General features: G+C 60.1%; 18 protein-coding genes. 10 read left to right on the plus strand and 8 right to left on the minus strand.

Translation table 11 applies throughout. From position 1 onward, the window contains the following. Window positions 1-77 precede the first annotated feature (77 nt). Window positions 78-386 carry an RcnB family protein gene (locus tag BK660_RS25950; RefSeq protein WP_123435717.1) on the minus strand — a complete coding sequence of 103 codons (309 nt, stop codon included), beginning with the start codon at window positions 384-386 and terminating at the stop codon, window positions 78-80. A gap of 152 nt (window positions 387-538) precedes the next feature. Here BK660_RS25950 and BK660_RS25955 point away from each other — a divergent pair, with 152 nt between their 5' ends. Together BK660_RS25955 and BK660_RS25960 are read left to right on the plus strand one after the other, a co-directional pair. Then, on the plus strand, window positions 539-1144 hold the full coding sequence (locus BK660_RS25955) for a DJ-1/PfpI family protein (RefSeq protein WP_123435718.1): 606 nt from the start codon (window positions 539-541) through the stop codon (window positions 1142-1144). A gap of 203 nt (window positions 1145-1347) precedes the next feature. Further along, the gene (locus BK660_RS25960; protein ID WP_123435719.1) at window positions 1348-3159 is read left to right on the plus strand and encodes a monovalent cation:proton antiporter-2 (CPA2) family protein; all 1812 of its coding nucleotides are present in this window, start codon (window positions 1348-1350) and stop codon (window positions 3157-3159) included. A 117-nt stretch (window positions 3160-3276) separates the two neighbouring features. On the opposite strand, the gene BK660_RS25965 is transcribed toward BK660_RS25960, so the two are convergent. Both BK660_RS25965 and BK660_RS25970 read right to left on the minus strand, forming a co-directional pair. After that, a complete protein-coding gene (locus BK660_RS25965) occupies window positions 3277-3816 on the minus strand; it encodes a hypothetical protein (RefSeq protein ID WP_123435720.1) in 540 nt (179 codons plus the stop codon). A gap of 309 nt (window positions 3817-4125) precedes the next feature. Then, window positions 4126-5055, minus strand: a complete 930-nt coding sequence (locus BK660_RS25970) for a hypothetical protein (RefSeq protein ID WP_123435721.1) — start codon at window positions 5053-5055, stop codon at window positions 4126-4128. Window positions 5056-5333: 278 nt separating this feature from the next. On the opposite strand from BK660_RS25970, the gene BK660_RS25975 reads away from it, so the two are divergent. Both BK660_RS25975 and BK660_RS25980 read left to right on the plus strand, forming a co-directional pair. Next, on the plus strand, window positions 5334-6017 hold the full coding sequence (locus BK660_RS25975) for a response regulator transcription factor (protein WP_123435722.1): 684 nt from the start codon (window positions 5334-5336) through the stop codon (window positions 6015-6017). Beyond that, window positions 5995-7389, plus strand: a complete 1395-nt coding sequence (locus BK660_RS25980) for a sensor histidine kinase (RefSeq protein ID WP_123435723.1) — start codon at window positions 5995-5997, stop codon at window positions 7387-7389. The genes BK660_RS25975 and BK660_RS25980 overlap by 23 nt, the downstream gene beginning before the upstream one ends. Before the next feature lie 150 nt (window positions 7390-7539). On the opposite strand, the gene BK660_RS25985 is transcribed toward BK660_RS25980, so the two are convergent. Genes BK660_RS25985 through BK660_RS25995 form a run of 3 tightly spaced genes read right to left on the minus strand, consistent with a single transcriptional unit; the run spans window position 7540 to window position 9793 of the window. Next, window positions 7540-7950, minus strand: coding sequence for an SRPBCC family protein (locus BK660_RS25985; protein WP_123435724.1), 411 nt, complete (start codon window positions 7948-7950; stop codon window positions 7540-7542). A gap of 26 nt (window positions 7951-7976) precedes the next feature. Beyond that, window positions 7977-8774 (minus strand): SDR family NAD(P)-dependent oxidoreductase, encoded by a 798-nt coding sequence (locus BK660_RS25990; RefSeq protein WP_123435725.1) that lies wholly within the window; start codon window positions 8772-8774, stop codon window positions 7977-7979. A 2-nt stretch (window positions 8775-8776) separates the two neighbouring features. Beyond that, window positions 8777-9793: an aldo/keto reductase gene (locus tag BK660_RS25995; RefSeq protein WP_123435726.1), complete on the minus strand. Its 1017-nt coding sequence runs from the start codon at window positions 9791-9793 to the stop codon at window positions 8777-8779. A gap of 116 nt (window positions 9794-9909) precedes the next feature. Between BK660_RS25995 and BK660_RS26000 the strand changes: the two genes are divergently transcribed. After that, window positions 9910-10797, plus strand: a complete 888-nt coding sequence (locus tag BK660_RS26000; RefSeq protein ID WP_123435727.1) for a LysR substrate-binding domain-containing protein — start codon at window positions 9910-9912, stop codon at window positions 10795-10797. 363 nt (window positions 10798-11160) lie between these two features. On the opposite strand, the gene BK660_RS26010 is transcribed toward BK660_RS26000, so the two are convergent. Beyond that, on the minus strand, window positions 11161-11526 hold the full coding sequence (locus BK660_RS26010; RefSeq protein WP_123435729.1) for a DUF6124 family protein: 366 nt from the start codon (window positions 11524-11526) through the stop codon (window positions 11161-11163). A gap of 402 nt (window positions 11527-11928) precedes the next feature. Between BK660_RS26010 and BK660_RS26015 the strand changes: the two genes are divergently transcribed. After that, window positions 11929-12858 (plus strand): LysR substrate-binding domain-containing protein, encoded by a 930-nt coding sequence (locus BK660_RS26015; protein WP_123435730.1) that lies wholly within the window; start codon window positions 11929-11931, stop codon window positions 12856-12858. On the opposite strand, the gene BK660_RS26020 is transcribed toward BK660_RS26015, so the two are convergent. Further along, entirely contained in the window at window positions 12770-13366 is a 597-nt protein-coding gene (locus tag BK660_RS26020) for a DinB family protein (protein ID WP_123435731.1), read from the minus strand. The two genes, BK660_RS26015 and BK660_RS26020, sit on opposite strands and share 89 nt — an antisense overlap. A 524-nt stretch (window positions 13367-13890) precedes the next feature. On the opposite strand from BK660_RS26020, the gene BK660_RS33175 reads away from it, so the two are divergent. The 4 genes from BK660_RS33175 (at window position 13891) to BK660_RS26045 (ending at window position 19975) form a co-directional block, all read left to right on the plus strand. Then, entirely contained in the window at window positions 13891-14154 is a 264-nt protein-coding gene (locus tag BK660_RS33175) for a hypothetical protein (protein WP_123435732.1), read from the plus strand. Window positions 14155-14459: 305 nt separating this feature from the next. After that, window positions 14460-17180: a magnesium-translocating P-type ATPase gene (mgtA, locus tag BK660_RS26030; protein WP_123435733.1), complete on the plus strand. Its 2721-nt coding sequence runs from the start codon at window positions 14460-14462 to the stop codon at window positions 17178-17180. Window positions 17181-17320: 140 nt separating this feature from the next. Continuing rightward, window positions 17321-18976: a Na/Pi cotransporter family protein gene (locus BK660_RS26040; RefSeq protein ID WP_123435734.1), complete on the plus strand. Its 1656-nt coding sequence runs from the start codon at window positions 17321-17323 to the stop codon at window positions 18974-18976. Between the two features lie 225 nt (window positions 18977-19201). Beyond that, on the plus strand, window positions 19202-19975 hold the full coding sequence (locus BK660_RS26045; RefSeq protein WP_123435735.1) for a hypothetical protein: 774 nt from the start codon (window positions 19202-19204) through the stop codon (window positions 19973-19975). Window positions 19976-20051 lie beyond the last annotated feature (76 nt).

Genomic DNA, 20051 nt, shown 5'->3' on the forward strand with positions numbered 1-20051 from the left:
CAATGAAATCGCCGCAGAGACTCACCGGAACGGCAGGCGAAATCAATTAACCATCCATGGCTAATTGTTGCAGGCGACTAACGCTCCACCGGCGTAATGTCCACAATCGTCCCGTTGGTGATCATCACCATCATGTACTTGTCATTGATCTGCACCCACTGCGCCTGATCCTTCGGTGCCTTCAGGCCTTTTGCCTGCCAATTGGCGAGGGCTTTTTCGCTGCGCTGGTAGATGTCCGGGGCGCGGTCGCCAATCACCAGTTCGCGGGAGTTGTTGACGCCGGGCTGGACGGTTTTCTGAGGGGACTCAGCCGCCTGAACGATTGGGTTGATACCGGCAACGCCGGCGGCAATGGCCAGGGCGGCGATGAGGGTTTTGCGGTTCATGGGTGATCCTCCAGTAATGTCATGGCACCTGAACTCCGACTGTGCTCGCGGTGAATCATTCCTTACTGTTGCGATGAATCTGTGCCGGACTGTACCGGGAACCTCGCCTCGGGTCGGCGTAGGCTGCGTGAATTCACTCAGGATCAGCCGCCATGCACATTGCCATTCTGACCTTCGACGGATTCAACGAACTCGATTCCCTGATCGCCTACGGCATGCTCAGCCGGGTGTCGCTGCTGGGTGACAAGGACTGGCGCGTGAGCATTGCCTCGCCGACGCCGCGCGTCACGTCCATGAATGGTTTGACCCTTGATGCGCACATTGATCTGGCCGAGGCCTGTCAGGCGGATGCGGTGTTGATCGGCAGTGGCCGCAAGACCCGTGAAGTGGCAGAGGATCCGACGATCATGGAACAGTTGCGCTTTGATCCGGGCCGCCAGTTACTGGCCGCGCAGTGTTCCGGGACCTTTTTGCTGGCCAGGCTCGGCTTGCTCGGTGATGCCCCCGCTTGCACGGATGCCATCAGCAAGCCATGGGTGCAGGCGGCCGGGGTCAATGTGGTGAATCAGGCGTTTTATGCCAATGGGAATATCGCCACGGCGGGTGGGTGCTTGTCGGCGCAGTATTTGGCGGTGTGGTTTCTGGCTCGGCTGAAAAGCACTGACGCGGCGCGGGAGGTGTTGCACAACTTCGCGCCGGTGGGTGAGAAGGAAGAATATGTGGCTCGGGGGATGGCGCATATCGAGGCGTTTATCTGATTGACTGGTTGTCCGATCCACCGCCATCGCGAGCAGGCTCGCTCCCACATTGGATCTAAGTCGGGCATAAAATCCGTGTTCACTGAAGATCAAATGTAGGAGTGAGCCTGCTTGCGATAGCGGTTTGTCGGTCAACTCGGCTGACGCATCCCGCCACAGCCTTTATCCTTGGCGCTCCGCCGTATCGAGTGTTGGAGTAAGCCATGCCCCATGAAGGCAACCTGTTGCAAGCCGCTGTCGTGTTTCTGTTCGCGGCGGTGCTCACCGTGCCCTTGGCCAAGCGCCTGCAATTGGGAGCCGTGCTGGGTTATCTGTTTGCCGGCGTCCTCATCGGGCCGTCGGTGTTGGGGCTGATCGGCAACCCGCAAAGTGTCAGCCATATTTCTGAACTCGGCGTGGTGTTGCTGCTGTTCATCATTGGTCTGGAGCTGTCGCCGCGACGCCTGTGGGTGATGCGTAAAGCGGTGTTCGGCGTAGGCCTGGCGCAGGTGCTGCTGACCGGTTCAGTGATCGGTGTGCTGGCGCTGTTCGTCTTCGGCCAGCCGCTGAACAGCGCCATCGTGCTCGGTCTTGGCCTTGCCCTGTCGTCCACCGCGTTTGGCTTGCAAAGCCTGGCTGAGCGCAAGGAACTGACCAGCCCCCACGGTCGATTGGCGTTTGCGATTCTGCTGTTTCAGGACATCGCTGCGATCCCGCTGATCGCCATGGTCCCGCTGTTGGCCGGTGGTGACCACACCTCCACTGCTGCTGAAGATTTGAATCACGGGTTGCGGGTACTGGGCAGCATTGCGGTGGTGGTCATCGGGGGACGCTATTTGTTGCGCCCGGTGTTTCGCATCGTCGCCAAAACCAGCCTGCCCGAGGTGTCCACCGCCACGGCGTTGCTGGTGGTGATCGGCACGGCATGGCTGATGGACCTGGTCGGCGTGTCCATGGCGCTCGGCGCGTTCCTCGCCGGGCTGCTGCTGGCGGACTCTGAATACCGACATGAACTGGAAGCGCAGATCGAGCCGTTCAAGGGCCTGCTGCTGGGGCTGTTCTTCATCAGCGTCGGCATGGGCGCCAATCTCAGCCTGCTACTCAGCGCCCCGCTGGCGGTACTGGGGCTGACCCTTCTGCTGATCGCAATCAAATTGCCGCTGCTGTTTGTGGTCGGCCGATTGGCCGGTGGGCTTGGCAAAGTCAGTGCGCTGCGCCTGGGCATCGTGCTGGCGGCCGGTGGTGAATTCGCGTTCGTAGTGTTCAAGATCGGCCGCGATCAAGGCTTGTTCGAGCCGCACCTGTACGACTTGCTGGTGCTGACGATCACCCTGTCTATGGCAGTGACTCCGCTGTTGTTGCTGCTGTGCGCCCGGTTGTATTCGCCCACCGTGCAGCCCGTGGTGGTGCCGGAGAAATTCCGCGACATCGACACCGACGCGCCGCGCGTAGTGATCGCCGGCATGGGCCGGATGGGTCAGATCGTTGCGCGAATTCTGCGGGCGCAAAACATCAAGTTCGTGGCGCTCGATACGTCGGTGGAAACCATCGAGCTGTCCCGCAGTTTCGGCGGCGTACCGGTGTTCTATGGCGACCCGATGCGCCCGGAGATCCTCAGCGCGGCCAAAGTCGAACAGGCGGAATATTTCATCATCGCGACCGATGACCCGGACACCAACATCAAGACTGCCGAGGTGGTGCACCGGTTGTACCCGCACATCAAAATCATCGCCCGGGCGCGTAACCGCCAACATGTGCATCGCCTGGTGGACCTGGGTGCGGAAGCGATTCGTGAAACCTATTATTCGAGCCTGGAAATGAGCCGGCGCACGCTGGTCGGCCTGGGATTGACCCAAGCGCAGGCCGATGCGCGGATCAAGCGCTTCAAGCATCACGATGAACAGGTGCTGGAGGCCCAGCACGCGGTGTATGACGATGCGGCGAAGGTGTTGCAGACGGCGCAGGAAGCACGGGCGGAATTGGCTAAATTGTTTGAGTCGGATCAGTTGGAGGAGCAGGAGGCAGGCAAGGCTTAAGTCATGTGGTGATAGTGATGCCGCCATCGCGAGCAAGCTCGCTCCCACAGTAGACCGCATTCCCCTGTGGGAGCGTGGCTTGCCCGCGATGAACGATAACGCGGAGCAATGCCAGGATCAGTTGGAAAACACAAACTGCCCCCTCACCTTTTTCGAACCCACAAACCCCAGGTCCGGGAACAGCAGCGCCTTCACCCAGGCCACATAAAACACCATGGCCAACGTGATCACCACACCGACCACTGTCATCACCGGATCTTCCTCATACCCCTGAAACATCCGCCCGATCTGGCTGACGGTCAGAATCATGTAAATGGTGTAGGCCTGCGCCGAGTTCTTGTAGAAACCCCAGGTAAACGCCAGCGGCACCAGCGCCGCAAACAGGGTGAAAAACACCACGGCACCGGGGCCGATCATCGAGCCCAGATAGAATCCGGTAACGGCCCCCAGCAAGGCTTGAAGGCAGGTCAGTGCGAGCAGAATGTTGACCTTGAGCGAGTGTTTTTCCCGCAACGCCGGATCCGGCCTGGCGCCGATCCAGTAAGCGAGTACCCGGTCCTTGACCACTCCACCGGAGAACGCCTTGAACGTCGCGGTTTTGGAGTGCCCGGCGTCGAGCGCCGCCATCAGTTGCCGCTTGATTTCCTTTTTGTCCAACGCCCATCTCCCCTTTCAAAAACAACCCAAATCAAACTGTGGGAGCGAGCCTGCTCGCGATAGCGATCTAACAGTCACTGCTTGCATCGACTGACACCCCGCTATCGCGAGCAGGCTCACTCCTACACAGATTGGGGCATCTTCGCTTTATTGGGGACCACAAAGCAAAACGCCGCTTCCACCCGAGGCGGAAGCGGCAGAGGCATGAGCCTCAGCGGATCAATGCATGAACAGGGCGATCAGGATAATGATCGGGATCGGCACGCCAAGAAAAAACAGAAGTAATGAGCGCATGATGATTCTCCTGGGTTAGCGAACAGGGGTGGTGGTGACGTAAGTGTCGGTTTCCACGTACACAACGGCGTCCCGACGGCGACCGCCAAAGGTGGCGGCAAGACTGGCGAAAAACGCGCCGATCAGCAGTGCGATGAACATCCACAGCGACGTCCAGGCAGCGACTTTCGCGGCTTTGTCAGCGGCTTGCTGGGCAGCCAGTTTGGCGTCGGCCACGGCTTTTTGTGTGCGGGCATAGACTTCGTCGACACGACGTTCGGCGTCTGCCTGAGTCAGGTTGGTGCGTTGGGCGACCATTTGGGCGAGATAAGTCCGGTCGTCGGCACTCAGGCCGTTGTTGCCCAGGCTGCGCACAAAAATGCGCGTCACGGTGCCACGCGCGGCGTCATCGCTCACGGCGGCCGGACGATCGTCACGGAACAGGCTGTCGACGAAATAGCCGTACTGGTCGCTATTGGTATTGGCAGCCGCGGTGCCGGCGGCTTGAGTGGCCGCACTGGCTGCCCCGCCGACCATATTGGCCCCGGCCTGCATGCCACCACTGACCACACTGCTGACCGAGCCGACCACCAGGGTCGCGGTCACCAGCGTCGCCACGCACCAGGCGAGGAAACCATGGGCGGTATCACGGAAATACACTTCATCCCCGTGCATGTTGGCCCACTTGACCCGCAAGCGACCGGCAATATAACCGCCGGCCCCGGCCGCCAAAATTTGCGTCACCGCCAGCCACACGATGGTTGAAATGCCCAAACCCTTGGCACTCACACCTTCATTGGCCCACGGCGACACCGCCGAAAAACCCAGGCCGAAACCGAGTAGCACCAGGATCAGCGACAACGCTGCCGCCGCAGCGGCCCCGGCGAAGATCGCCCCCCAAGACACACCCGAGAGCGTGCTCGTTTCTTCTGCGACGTTATAGAAACCATCAGAAGATCTGTTCATTGTTGTATCGCTCCAGGCAGGAAAGATGGTGTTACAACTCTTCGAATGCACCATTGCAGTCAGCGTGCCAGTCGCGATTTTTTAATAACTCGTTATATTTCAATTACCTATAAAGTTTGAACTTCCATTTCTCATGCAATTTGCAAGGAATGCCTCAACGCAGCGGGTTTTCTGCATTGATCAAAATATTCAGAGCATGAAGTTTTATTTAGAAAGACTCCGCTCATTTCTTGGCAAAATGCTGCACATCATTGAGAACCGCTAATCAGGCACGCCCTATGACCCGCATCTTGACCATCGAAGACGACGCCGTGACCGCCCGGGAAATCGTCGCCGAACTGAGCAGCCACGGCCTCGATGTCGACTGGGTCGACAATGGCCGCGAAGGCCTGGAGCGTGCTGTCAGTGGTGACTACGACCTGATCACCCTCGACCGCATGCTGCCGGAGCTCGATGGCCTGGCGATCGTCACCACGCTGCGGACCATGGGCGTGGCCACGCCGATCCTGATGATCAGCGCCCTCTCCGACGTGGATGAGCGCGTACGAGGCTTGCGCGCTGGCGGTGACGATTACCTGACCAAGCCATTCGCCACCGATGAAATGGCCGCCCGCGTTGAAGTGCTGCTGCGCCGCCAGAACACCGTGACCGCCCAGGCCACGACATTGCGAGTGGCCGACCTGGAACTCAACCTGATCAGCCACGAAGCGAGCCGCGCTGGCGTCCTGCTGACGCTGCTGCCGACCGAGTACAAATTGCTCGAATTCCTGATGCGCAACACCGGGCAGATTCTGTCGCGCATGATGATTTTCGAAGAAGTCTGGGGTTACCACTTCGACCCCGGCACCAACCTGATCGACGTGCACATCGGCCGTCTGCGCAAGAAAATCGACCCACAAGGCCAGGTCCCACTGATTCGGACCGTGCGAGGCTCGGGTTATGTCATTGCCGAACCCGTCTAAAGGCTGGCGCTCTTCCAGCAGCCGCTTGCTGGCGCTCTACAGTTCGCTGTTCGTGATCTGGAGCGCGATCCTGATGGGCGTCATGTACTACGAGGTGTCCGCTTACCTCGACAACCTGGCCAAGCACTCGCTGATGCAACGCCAGCATCTGTTTTCGCGCTTCCAGGGCGAGCAACTGCTGGACGCCCTCGCCGTCAGCATGACCTTCGACATTCGCGGCATCGACGCCTATGGCTTGTTCGATCACCAGCATCGCTACCTCAGTGGCGCCCTGCGTTTTATCCCCGAAGACCTGCCGCTGGACGGCAAGATCCACATGCTCCGCGACTGCACCGACTCCGACGATCCGATCCTGCCCGCCGACAGTTGTGACGCGGTAGCGACCCAGACCCGCGACGGTCGCTGGCTGGTGCTGGTGCGCGACAACGGTTCGTTGTTCGCCGTCACCCGGATCATCCTTCATGCGTTGTTCTGGGGCGTGACCTTGACGATCATTCCCGGCATCGCCGGTTGGCACCTGTTACGCCGCCGACCCCTGCGGCGCATCCGCGCGATTCAGGCCAGCGCCGAAGCCATCGTCGCCGGCGATTTGACCCGGCGCCTGCCCTTGTCCAATCGGCGCGATGAACTGGACATGCTCGCTACCATCGTCAACGCCATGCTCGAGCGCATCGAGCGCTTGATGCACGAGGTCAAGGGTGTCTGCGACAACATCGCCCACGACCTGCGCACCCCGCTGACACGCCTGCGGGCGCAGCTGTACCGAATTCAGCAGCAGGCCGCAGATGACTCGACGCTCGCCGTGCAACTGGATTCCGTGCTCGGTGAAGCGGACACCTTGATGGCGCGATTTCGCGGGTTGCTGCGGATCTCCGAGCTGGAAGATCGCCAGCGCCGCTCGGGTTTTGTGCAACTGGACCCGGTGCCATTGCTGCTAGAGCTGCACGACTTTTACCTGCCGCTGGCGGAAGAAGGCGAACTGGTTTTCAAGCTGCAATTGCCGCAGACATTGCCAGCGCTGAATGGCGATCGGGCGTTGTTGTTCGAAGCCGTGGCGAATCTGCTGAGCAACTCGATCAAGTTCACACCGCCGGGGGGCGAGGTGATTTTGCGTGGGGTCAGTGCGGGCGGGTGTACGCGGATCGAAGTGCTGGACTCCGGGCCCGGGATTCCAGAGGCCGAGCGCGAAGCGGTGTTTCAGCGGTTTTATCGGGCTGAGGGTGGCAATCAGAAAAGCGGGTTTGGTTTGGGCTTGTCGATCGTTGCGGCGATTGCCGGTTTGCATGGGTTTTCGCTGGAGGTGGGCAGCAGCGAACTCGGTGGCGCGCGGTTGGTGCTGGATTGCCGGGAGAGCCTGATTCCTCAGACATGACCCAATCTCCCTGACAACGAGGAATCAATGTGGGAGCGGGCTTGCTCGCGAAGGCGGCGTGTCAGTCGACAATGATGTTGAATGACACGCCGCCTTCGCGAGCAAGCCCGCTCCCACAGGCAGATTCGTGGTGATTATTAATGGGTGATTTCAGGCCGGGAAATTCGCCCGCAGTGCCTGCAGCCCCCCCTGATAAATCCCGTCGAACAACGCCACCACTTCTTCCTCACTCACCCCCACCGGTTCAAACCGACCCGACCACGTCACCCGAGCCCCCTGCCCCTGTGCTTCAACCTTGATCGTCGCCAGATACGCAGTAGCCGGAAACGGTGCCTGCTCAATCGAATAGCTGTACGTCTTCCCGGCGTTATCAAACGCCTCAAGCCGCTCGACGACCACCGCGCCATCCGCAGTTTGCAGGCTGCGCACCCGCCCGCCTTCGCTCAGTTCGCTTTTCGGAATGAACGGCAGCCAGTCCGGCAGCGAATTGAAGCCGCCGATCAAACGCCATACGTCATCGGCCGAAGCCGGGATCTCAACAAACGCTGATGCAGTTGCCATGTAACCCTCTCTGTTAATCAAAAAATTCAGATCGCCATGCTGTCGACAACACCGCCGTCAACCCGCAATGCCGCGCCGGTGGTGGCCGAGGACAGCGGCGAAGCGATGTACGCCACCAGGTTCGCTACTTCCTCGACATCCGCCACACGCTGGATGATCGACGTCGGCCGCGCTTTCAGCACAAACGCATCGGCTTCTTCGCGAACGCTGCGGCCGGACGCGGCAGTGGCGTCCTTGAGCATTTGCTCCAGGCCATCGGTCAGCGTCGGACCGGGCAGGATCGCATTGACCGTCACACCGGTACCCGCCAGCCGTTTGGCCAGGCCATGGGACACCGCCAGGTTGGCGCTTTTGGTCACGCCATAGTTGAGCATGTCGGCCGGGATCGAGATGCCGGATTCCGAGGACACAAAGATCACCCGGCCCCAACCCTGCTTGACCATGTCCGGCACGTAATGCCGGGACAGGCGCACACCGGAGATCACATTGACCTCATAAAAGCGCGTCCATTCGCTGTCCGGTGTGTCGAAGAAATCGACGTCGTTGAAGATGCCGAGGTTGTTCACCAGAATGTCCGCACGCGGCTCGGCAGCGAACAGCACCTCGGCGCCTTCGGCGGTGCCCAGGTCAGCGGTCAGGCCACGCAACTGCGCGTCCGGTACGCTTTGACGAATGCTCGCCAGCGCCTGTTCGACCTTGGCCGTCTCGCGGCCGATCACCACCACCGTGGCGCCGGACTCGGCCAACGCCTTGCTGATGCCCAGGCCAATGCCGGCGGTGCTGCCGCTGACAATGGCGAGTTTTCCACTCAGATCAATCTTCATGCTCAAGCTCCTGTGATCGGCAATGGCGCGCGGTCGGAGACCAGTTTTGCCTCACGCATTGCCTGCCAGAAAGCGGCGGGAATCACCGCCGACAGCGCGGCAACGTCTTCAGCAATACGCTCCGGACGGCTGGAACCTGGAATCACCGCCGCCACCGCCGGGTTGGCCAACGAGAACTGCAAGGCCGCTGCTTTTATGTCGACACCGTGCGCGGCAGCGATGCGTTTGATGTGCTCGACTTTGTTGATGATCGCCGGGCTGGCTTGCTGGTACTCGAAGTGCGCACCGCCGGCCAGAATGCCCGAACTGTAAGGACCACCGACCACGATCTCGACGTTCTGCGCCAGGGCGGCATCCATCAAACGTTGCAACGCGCGGTCGTGGTCGAGAAGAGTGTAGCGACCCGCCAGCAGAAAACCGTCCGGTTGCGCTTCGGTCAGATCAAGGGTCAGTTCGCACGGTTCAACCTTGTTCACGCCCAGGCCCCAACCCTTGATCACGCCTTCTTCGCGCAAGCGGGTCAGCACTTTGAAGGCGCCGGTGCGGGCCTGGTTGAAGTACTCCAGCCATTGATCGCCGTAGAAATCCTGCGCGATGTCATGCACCCAGACGATGTCCAGGCGGTCGGTTTGCAGACGCTTGAGGCTGTCCTCAATGGAGCGCATCGTCGCGTCGGCGCTGTAGTCGTTGACGATCTTGTTCGGGAGGCCGTGCTCGAACACCCCGCTCTTCTCGCCCAGGTCACGGGCCGCCGTGTCTTCGACTTCATCCAGAATGACCCGGCCGACTTTGCTGCTCAGCACGTAGTCATCGCGGTTGTAACGGGACAGCGCGGCGCCCAAACGAATTTCCGACAGGCCCGAACCGTAGAACGGCGCGGTGTCGAAGTAACGCACGCCGGCATCCCAGGCGGCGTGCACGGTGGCGAGCGCTTCTTCTTCAGGAATGGCGCGGAACATGTTGCCCAAGGGTGCGGTACCGAAACCCAGCGCGCCGGGCAGTTTGTCTTTCAAGCTCATGATTCAACCTCGTCAGTTTCAGTGGTCAGTGGCCTGACCGTTGAGCAGATCCTAGATTGCGACAGTCGGACCGTCCAAGACATAATGTGCAGCACTTAAGTCCCCATAGGTCTGACATGATCGACATCCGCCAATTGCGCTACTTCGTCGCCGTCGCCGAAGAAGAACACGTCGGTCGCGCCGCCGAACGCCTGCACATTTCCCAGTCACCACTGAGCCGGCAGATCGCCCAGCTTGAGGAACGCCTGGGGCTGACCCTGTTCGAACGCAGCCAGCAACGCATCCGCCTGACCCGCGACGGCCAGACCTTCCTCGCCGAAACCCGCGCCCTGCTGACCCATGCCAGTCGCCTGGAATCCCTCGGCAAACGCCTCGGTCGCGGCGAAGAAGGCGGTTTGTGCATCGGCTACATCGAAAACGCCATGCACGCCGGGGTGTTGCCCAATGCCCTGCGCGTGTTGCGCGTCGAGCGGCCGAACGTGCATGTTGCGCTGTATAACCTGCGCTCCACTGAACAGCTTGAAGGCCTGCGCCAGCGCAGCCTCGACATCGCATTGGTCAGCGAACCACCGGCCAAAAATGATCCGGATCTGCTGGGCTTTCAAGTGCTGGACGACCCGATGTTGCTGGCATTGCCTGAGCATCATCCACTGGCCAACCAAACCACATTGACCCCGGCCGACCTCACCGATCAGGAGTGGATCGGTGTGCAACACCACACCAGCCGCGAAGATTTTGTCAGCGCCTGCATCCGCGCCGGGTTCACCCCGGACATCCGCATGGAAGCCACCGGCCCCTTCACTGCCATGGCCCTGGTGGCCTCGGGACTGGGCATCGCGATGATTCAGAAAGGCTTGAGCCGCAACGCACCGCCGGGCGTGGTGCTGCGGGAAGTGCCGTGGATTAGCTTCACCCGCCCTCTGTGGGCGGCGTGGCACCGGATCAATTTGCGGCCGTTGGTGGAGACGTTCAGGAAAGTGCTGACGGAGCCGCCAGCCGCTTAGGAACGATCAGTGTCTGCTCGCGATGGTTGTGTGTCAGGCGCCATCATCTGTGTCTGACCCACCGCCATCGCGAGCAAGCTCGCTCCCACAGTTGTTCTGTGTTGATCACAAATAGTGAGTTCACAAAAATCCCCGTGTGGGAGCGAGCTTGCTCGCGATGAAGTCCGACCAAACACCACAAAAACCTACGGTCAACCCGACCATTGTGGCGAGGGGGCTTGCCCCCGTTGGGCAGCGCAGCAGCCCCAAAACCATTGAACGCGATGTGCCTGAAGGAATGCATTGTCAGTAACAGGGGCCGCTGCGCAGCCCAACGGGGGCAAGCCCCCTCACCACAAGACTTCGCCTCACCACAGATAAGCGTTAACTATGCGGATCGACGTTATCCAGCATCCGGTTCACCGCCAGTTCGCCCAACATCACGGAGTTTTGAATGCCCAGCAGGGTATGGCGCTGCGGGCCGTTCAGTTGCCCCGCGAAGTCACTCAACATCACACTCGCTGACGCCAACGTCTCACAGGCGTTCACCAGCAAGGTTTCGTTATCAGTGTCGGGGCCGACGAAGTAGATGGTGCTGGGTTTGCGCGGGGTGTCTTTGGGGATGACCGGTTTGAGGTAGTAGTCGAGGGCGCGGTCGGCGGCGGTGTTGAGTTTTTTCGAATCGGCGGATTCGTAGGGGGAAACGTCGTCGGTTTCGGTTTCTGGCGGGTTGGGTGTGATCTTGAACATGGTGAAGCTCCTTGATTAGTGGCGCCGCCACCGTCCGCGGTCAAACGAATCAAGGTGGCAGCTGTACGCGGGTTGACCGACCGGAAATCAAGGTATCCGGCACACCCGAAGGTGTCCCGCGCACAGCCACCGCAAAAAGTCTGAAACCTTTCTCGGGCACTGGTACGCCTTGATTGAGTCGGACGGTCAAATCCGATCGCTGAATTGGCAGCGACCCGCAAACGATAAAGTCCAGGCCCAAGGCGCACAAGCCGGCGAATTCTGGCGCAGTCGTAGGCAACGGCGCAAGGATGTGTAGCCTCGAAGAGTATCTAGGGATGTGTGTTAAACATCGCCGTTTAATGCCCCATTCAAGTTTGGTGCTTTACTGAACAGACCCCAAAAATCCTGCGAGCAATCCCCATGAACCGCAACGACCTGCGCCGCGTGGACATGAACCTGCTGGTGATTTTCGAAACCCTGATGTTCGAGAAAAACCTCACCCGCGCCGGGGAGAAGCTGTTCCTCGGCCAACCCGCCGTCAGTGCCTCGCTGGCGAAGTTGCGCGATCTGTTCGACGACCCGCTGTTGGTGCGCAACGGTCGGACACTGGAGCCAACCCCGCGTGCGCTGGTGATTCTCAAGGAGCTGCAACCGGCGATGGACACCATTTCCGGTGCGGTCAGCCGGGCCAAGGATTTCGACCCGTCCACCAGCCGTGATGTGTTTCGCATCGGGCTGTCCGACGACGCCGAGTTCGGCTTGTTTCCGCCGCTCCTCAAGCAAATTCGCGAGGAAGCGCAGAACGTTGTGGTGGTGGTGCGGCGGGTGAATTTTCTGCTGATGTCGTCGATGCTCGCCAGCGGCGAGATTTCTGTCGGGATCAGTTACACCACGGAGCTACCGGCCAACGCCAAGCGCAAGAAATTGCGCGACTTGAGCGTGAAAATCCTGCGCGGCGATGACCGGCCCGGTCCTTTGACACTGGATGAATTCTGCGAACGCCCCCATGCGCTGGTGTCGTTTTCCGGAGACTTGACCGGGGCCATCGACAATGACCTGGCGCGCATCGGTCGTTCACGGCGGGTAGTGCTCGCGGTGCCGCAATTCGCCGGTTTGCGCTCCTTGCTGGCCGGCACCGATATGCTTGCCTCGGTGCCGGATTACGCCGCGTGTGCGCTGATCGAAGGCAGCAACCAGTTACGGGCCGACGACCCGCCGTTTGACATCGTGCTGTCCGAACTGTCCATGGTCTGGAACGGGGTCAACGATAACGATCCGGCAGAACGCTGGTTGCGCTCGAAAATTGCACAGCACATGTCGGTTCCACTGCCGGGGCATGCAGCGATTTGAAGGCCGTCGGCTGGGTTTCCCGCAAGTAAACCGGCAAGTCCGTGACCGGTGGCATGGCCGGGATCTCGAAGTACATCTGGATCACCCAGCCACGGTGATAGCTGGCGTGGTTGACCACGTGCATCAGTATCGCGCCAGCGCTCATGGTGCCGCTTTCGCCGGAGACAAACGTAAATTCGACGGGTTTATCCAGCGACGTTTCGGTCTGGCTTTCGCTCCAGTTGCAATACCAGTGATCAATCTCCCGTTGCGCCCTGCGCAGTTCGGCAAGGTCGGCGTGCAACAGATCATGCGAAGTTTTGAAGCCGTGCCCTCGGCCTTCGAGGTGGGCCTGCCAGATGCAGTCCACGACATAGATGTGGTTCAGGGTGCCGATCATGTTCTTGAACACCGACACGCGATCTTTGCTGACCTCACCCGCCGGCAATGCGGCCAGGCTGTCAAAGAGGCGCTGGTCGGCCCAGTTTTTGTAATCGGCAAGCATGCGGGCAGTGCGTACGTTGATCATCAGAGGTCTCCCATGGTGATGGGCGCACTGCAAAGCATAGCCCTCATGGCTCAGGGCATCGCAACGCCTGATAACCGGCAGCTGCGCATCGCGCGCTTTTGTAGCAGCTGACGAGCAGCGCGAGGCTGCTGGCGCTGATTACCCAGGTGATTGGAGTGTTTACCCGGGATAAGCAAGTTCAGCGCACTCCGCCCCATCAAAGACAACTTACTGTCATTTGGCTGAACTCAATAATCAAATGTGCAACTTTTCCATTTAATACACTATTAATCGTGCCTTTAAGGTTGACGTACTCCACCTCGCTGAGTAAATTGCCCGGGCCTTCAACGAAGGCCTTTTTCAACTCACTACGGAATCCAATGGACACAGTATCTAGTCGCTGTCGGGTTACTGCGAAACTGCAGAATCTGGCACATAACCCAGAAAATGACGGGACTCGACTTTTCGGTCGGGTGAGCTGCGCTAGAGCTTGATGCTCCACCGTAACTTGCCTCACCGGCGTCCGTCCGGTCCAGAGGCATGTTATGAACTTCACCACCCCTGTAATGCCCGGCGTACGCGCCTTTGCTTCGACCATGCGGGTCAAGCCCTGCCGTGAGCCTACGCTCGCGAACCGCGCCATTGCGCCATTTTCGAGCCATTCTTCTTCTGCCAGGGCACACCCGCGTGCCAACTGGCGCGTCTGCCCGATGACGGGTCGACTTCAGCAACGCTGGAGCCTGGACGACAGCCAGGAACCACCGGGTCGACGTATCCTGCATCGCTTCCGGCGGCAAAACCGAGCCTGACGGCCCGCACACTCAATTGATCTGAAGGCACTTTAAAGTCCTTCCTTCAACGGTTTCCTGATAAGGAAAACCGACAACTTTATATTGCCTTTTTAAAACACAAGTTAATTGGAGTTAGTTATGGATGAAGCCAGTAGACGGTTCGCTGCCTGTCACTTTTCCATTGATAGCCAGCGAACGTTAAAACAACAAAACATTACTTCTGACATCGATCGCTTGTTTGCGGCTCGACATACATTCGCTCGCCTTTAGTTGGGTGAGCCGGCTGAGTGTCGTGCCGCAAGCCAGCGGCAGGAGCACACGCGATGACCACAGTAAAAACCCCGAATACCCGCGCCAAAGGTGCCAGCAACGACAACGCCAAACTGTCGATGCGCGCCGCACGAGAAGCCCAAAACGGCCTCGCCGTCACCCTCGCCAACCTCAATGCAACCCCGCACGGCCTCACCGAACTCGAAGCCGAAGGCCGTCTGGCCCGTGGCGGCTACAACGAAGTCGCCCACGACAAGCCGCCTCACGCCCTCGTCCAACTGCTCAAAGCCCTGCACAATCCGTTCATCTATGTGCTGCTGACCCTGGCCGGCATCAGCTTCTTCACCGATTACTGGCTGCCGATCAGCCAGGGTGAAAGCGACGACGCCGACCTGACCAAAGTCATTATCATCATGACCATGGTCACCTTGAGCAGCCTGCTGCGGTTCTGGCAGGAATACCGCTCGGCCAAGTCTGCCGAAACCCTCAAGGCCATGGTCCGCACCACCGCCTCCGTGCTGCGGCGCGGGCAACGTGGCCAGGAGGCGACGCTTCGCGAAGTACCGATGCGCGAGCTGGTGGCCGGCGACATCGTGCAACTCAGCGCCGGTGACATGATCCCGGCGGACATCCGCCTGATCGAATCCCGCGACCTGTTCATCAGCCAAGCCGTGCTCACCGGCGAAGCCTTGCCGGTGGAGAAATACGACACCCTGGGCAACGTCGCCCAGAAGTCGGCGACCGGCAATGCAGCCGATCAGTCGAACCTGCTCGACCTGCCGAACATCTGCTTCATGGGCACCAACGTGGTCAGCGGCACCGCCAAAGCCGTGGTGGTCGCGACCGGTTCGCGCACCTACTTTGGGTCGCTGGCCAAAGCGATTGTCGGCTCACGGGTGCAAACGGCGTTCGACCGTGGGGTGAACAGTGTCAGCTGGCTGTTGATCCGTTTCATGCTGGTGATGGTGCCAATCGTGTTCCTGCTCAACGGCTTTTCCAAGGGCGACTGGAGCGACGCGTTTCTGTTTGCGCTGGCGGTCGCGGTCGGCCTGACCCCGGAAATGCTGCCGATGATTGTCAGCGCCAACCTGGCCAAAGGCGCGATGGCCATGGCCAAGCGCAAAGTCGTGGTCAAGCGCCTCAATGCGATCCAGAACTTCGGTTCGATGGACGTGCTGTGCACTGACAAGACCGGCACCCTGACCCAGGACAAGATCATTCTGGAGCACCACGTCGACAGCCATGGCCGGCGCGACGATTCAATCCTCGAACTGGCGTGGCTCAACAGCCATCACCAGAGCGGTCTGAAAAACCTGATGGACCAGGCGGTGGTGCAGTTCGCCAACGCGAATCCGAAGTTCCGAGTGCCGTTCGCCTACAGCAAAGTCGACGAGTTGCCGTTCGACTTCGTCCGTCGGCGACTGTCGATCATCGTCAAGGACAGCCGCGACGATCACTTGATGGTGTGCAAAGGTGCGGTCGAGGAAATGCTGGCCATCGCCAGTCACCTCCATGAAAACGGCAGCGTCGTTGCCCTCGATGATCAGCGCCGTAAAGACTTGCTGGCCCTGGCCAACGAATACAACGAGGACGGCTTCCGCGTGCTGCTGGTCGCCACCCGCGAGATTCCGAAAGCGCAGAGCAAAAACCAGTACACCACCGAAGATGAGCGCGAGCTGGTGATTCGCGGCTTCCTGACTTTCCTCGATCCACCGAAGGAAACCGCAGGCCCGGCGATTGCTGCACTGCGGGACATGGGCGTGACGGTCAAGGTGCTGACCGGCGACAACGCTGTCGTCACCTGCAAGATCTGTCGCGACGTCGGCCTGGACCCGGGCACCCCGCTGCTCGGGCAGGACATCGAAAACATGGACGACACCACCCTCAAGCTGCGCGTCGAAGAACGTACGGTGTTCGCCAAGCTGACGCCGCTGCAAAAGTCGCGAGTGCTGAAGGCGTTGCAGGCCAACGGTCACACCGTGGGTTTCCTCGGTGACGGCATCAACGACGCCCCTGCCCTGCGCGATGCCGACGTCGGTATTTCGGTGGACAGCGGCACCGACATTGCCAAGGAATCAGCCGACATCATCCTGTTGGAAAAGAGCCTGATGGTGCTCGAAGAAGGCGTGCTCAAGGGCCGCGAAACCTTCGGCAATATCATGAAGTACCTGAACATGACCGCCAGTTCCAACTTCGGCAACGTGTTCTCGGTGCTGGTGGCCAGTGCGTTCATTCCGTTTCTGCCGATGCTGTCGATTCACCTGCTGCTGCAAAACCTCATGTACGACATCTCTCAGCTGGCGCTGCCGTGGGACAAGATGGACAAGGAATTCCTCAGCAAACCGCGCAAGTGGGACGCCAAGAACATTGGCCGTTTCATGCTGTGGATCGGGCCGACCTCGTCGGTGTTCGACATCACCACGTTTGCGCTGATGTGGTACGTGTTCGCCGCCAACAGTGTGGAAATGCAGGGCCTGTTCCAGTCCGGCTGGTTCATCGAAGGGCTGCTGTCCCAGACGCTGGTGGTGCACATGCTGCGCACACAGAAGATCCCGTTCTTCCAGAGCACGGCGGCGTTGCCGGTGATTCTGATGACCGGGTTGGTGATGGTGCTGGGCATCTACATTCCGTTCTCGCCGCTGGGTACGCTGGTTGGTTTGCAGCCATTGCCGTGGGCGTACTTCCCTTGGCTGGTGGGCACCTTGCTCAGCTACTGCGTCTTCGCGCAGGTCATGAAAACCCTCTACATCCGCCGCTTCAAGCAGTGGTTCTGATGACCTGCCCCCTGTAGGAGTGAGCCTGCTCGCGATGGCATCAGCACATTCAACATCAATGTTGACTGACACACCGCTATCGCGAGCAGGCTCGCTCCCACATGAACCGCGCTCAACCCTACTAAAAAAGGAGAGTTCTCATGTCGGGAACGACTCTACTGATCAACCTCGCAGGCGCTATCGCATTGCTGCTGTGGGGCACTCACATGATTTCTTCGGCGTTGCTGCGCGGCTTTGGTTCGCCATTGCGCCAGTGGCTGGGCCACAACCTGAACAACCGCTGGATGGCATTGCTGTCGGGGATCGGCATCACCGGTCTCCTGCAAAGCAGCACCGCCGTCAGCCTGATGGCGACCTCGTTCACCGCCGCCGGCACCCTCGCGCTGGCCCCGGCGCTGGCCATGATGCTGGGCGCCAATATCGGTTCGACCCTGGTGGTGCAACTGCTCAGCCTCGACATGTCGATGCTCATGCCGTTGATGCTGCTGACAGGGTTGATCGTCTTTCGCCTGCGCGATGACTCACGCTTTGAAAGTATCGGCTGCGCGCTGATCGGCCTGGGGCTGATGCTGCTGGCCCTGCACATGCTCGGTTCAACCCTGGCGCAGGTCGAAACCACGCCGGTGTTTCAACTGATCATGCAAAGCCTGGACGGCGATCTGCTGATTGCACTGTTGGTGGCGCTGCTGCTCACCTGGCTCTGCCATTCCAGCGTGGCTGTCGTGCTTCTGATCGTCTCGCTGGCCGCGACCGGCATGCTCTCGGCGACCACCCTGGTGGCGTTGGTCCTGGGCGTGAACATTGGCGGCACCTTGCCGTCAGTGATCAACGCTGGATCGAGCGTCGGCCGACGTTTGCCGCTGGGCAATCTGCTGGTGCGGGTGATCGGTGCGCTGGCGGTGTTGCCGTTTGCCGGGTGGCTGGCCGGGACGAACCTGAATCCGTCGACGCTGGTTGTGGTCCTGCACAGCGGTTTCAATGTGGTGTTGGCGCTGGTATTCATCGGCCTGACCGACGTACTCGCCAACGCCCTGACCCGACTGCTTCCGGATCCGGTACGGGAAGTCGATCCCGGAATGCCGCACTACCTGGACGAAGCCGGCCTGGAAGTGGCCAACATCGGCTTGTCCAACGCTGCCCGGGAAGCCCTGCGCATGGCGGATATGTTCTCGGCGATGCTCGGGCGCCTGTTGCAGTTGTTCCACTCCTCGGCGCCGACCTGTGTCGACGACATCAGACGCATCGATCAATCCCTGGACCTGCTCAGCGCAGCGATTCGTGCCTATCTGGCCGACATCGGCAAGGAAGGCCTCAGTGACGACGATGCCGATCGCGCCCAGGAAATCCTCTTGTTCGTGATCAACCTCGAACACGCGGCGGACATTCTCTCCAGCAGCCTCGCGCAATTGGCCATGCGCCGGGTACGCCGGGGTGAACAGTTCTCGGCGTTCGAGCTGGGCAACATCGCTCCTCTGCACGACGCCTTGCTGGAAAGCCTGAGCCTGGCGATCAGCGTGTTCCTGCGCGAAGACATTGCCACCGCCCATCAACTGATCAGTCGCAAGGAAACCGTCAGACAACTGGAAGCGCACGCCAGCCGTGAGCACTTCCGCAAGTTGCAGGACGACAAAAACACCTGGGCCGAATCCGGTGACCTCTTCCAGCGCGTGCTGCGCGATTACCGCCGCGTGCATCACCACATCGCCGCCCTCGCCTATCCACTGCTTGAACGCGCGGGTGAGCGGGCGATCGAGAACAATGATCCGGGGAAGGAAAACCCGTCATGCGCCTGCTGATTTGTGCGGATCCCGCGCTCCCTATGTAGCAGCTGTCGAGCCTGCGAGGCTGCGTTCCGCGACGCAGTCGCCGTAAACCCTGCAAATGCGGTTTTCCTGTCACACCGCGATGCCTGATTTCACGACGACTTCGTCGCCGAACGCAGCCTCGCAGGCTCGACAGCTGCTACAGGGGTTTGCGGTTAGGGGGGCTGCTGTTCAAATGAAAACTTCGAGGTAAACCTCATGCAGAAACCGACGCGTGAATTCATGTCCTTTGTGCGCAACCTGCCGCCCGTGCAAGCCCGAAGGGTGCGGCGCAATGTGTTGTTCGTCAGTATCACCCTGAGCCTGATCGCACTCCTGACGGTGATCTCCAAAGCCAAAGCGGCCGGCGGTGCGTACGTGGTGGATGATGCCGCGATCAATGCACCGGGCGAATGCAACATCGACACCTGGTACCAGAGCGGTCGCCACAATCATTCATCGAACAATGCATCGTTGTCCCAGGACTGCACGTTGACGGGGCTGCCCACCCTGCAACTCGGCGCGGCCATTGCGTACAGTCGCGATGACGCAGACTCGGAAACTCAACTGAGCCCGCAGTTCAAGACTTCGCTGTTTGCGCGAGAAGATCTCGGTCTTGAATGGGCGCTGGCAGGCGCGGCGCATTTCGCTTTCAACCGGGCACATGCCTTCGATGGCGCTGAACTGAACCTTCCCTTCACCTACCAGCCGATTCAAGCGCTGCGCCTGAACCTCAACACGGGATGGGGTCAGGCCTATGACGACGGTGCACAAAACCATCGCTGGACCTGGGGCACCGGCGTCGAATACGACCTGGCCCGGTCACTGACACTGATCGCCGAACGCTATGGCCAACGGGGTGCTGAACAGGCATGGCAGGCTGGGCCACGGTTTCACCTTGGCGAGCGTATCGACGTTGATGTGGTGGCGGGACGCAACCTGACAGGGTCCCGTGATCAATGGCTGACCACCGGAGCAACCCTGCGGTTTTGAACGAAATCGCGCGGTCAAGGAACTCCTGGCGATCGCCGTGCATCCTAAGCTATGAGGTACTTCCTATTTGCTTCAC

The organism is Pseudomonas brassicacearum (assembly GCF_003732265.1).
GTDB lineage: Bacteria > Pseudomonadota > Gammaproteobacteria > Pseudomonadales > Pseudomonadaceae > Aquipseudomonas > Aquipseudomonas brassicacearum_D.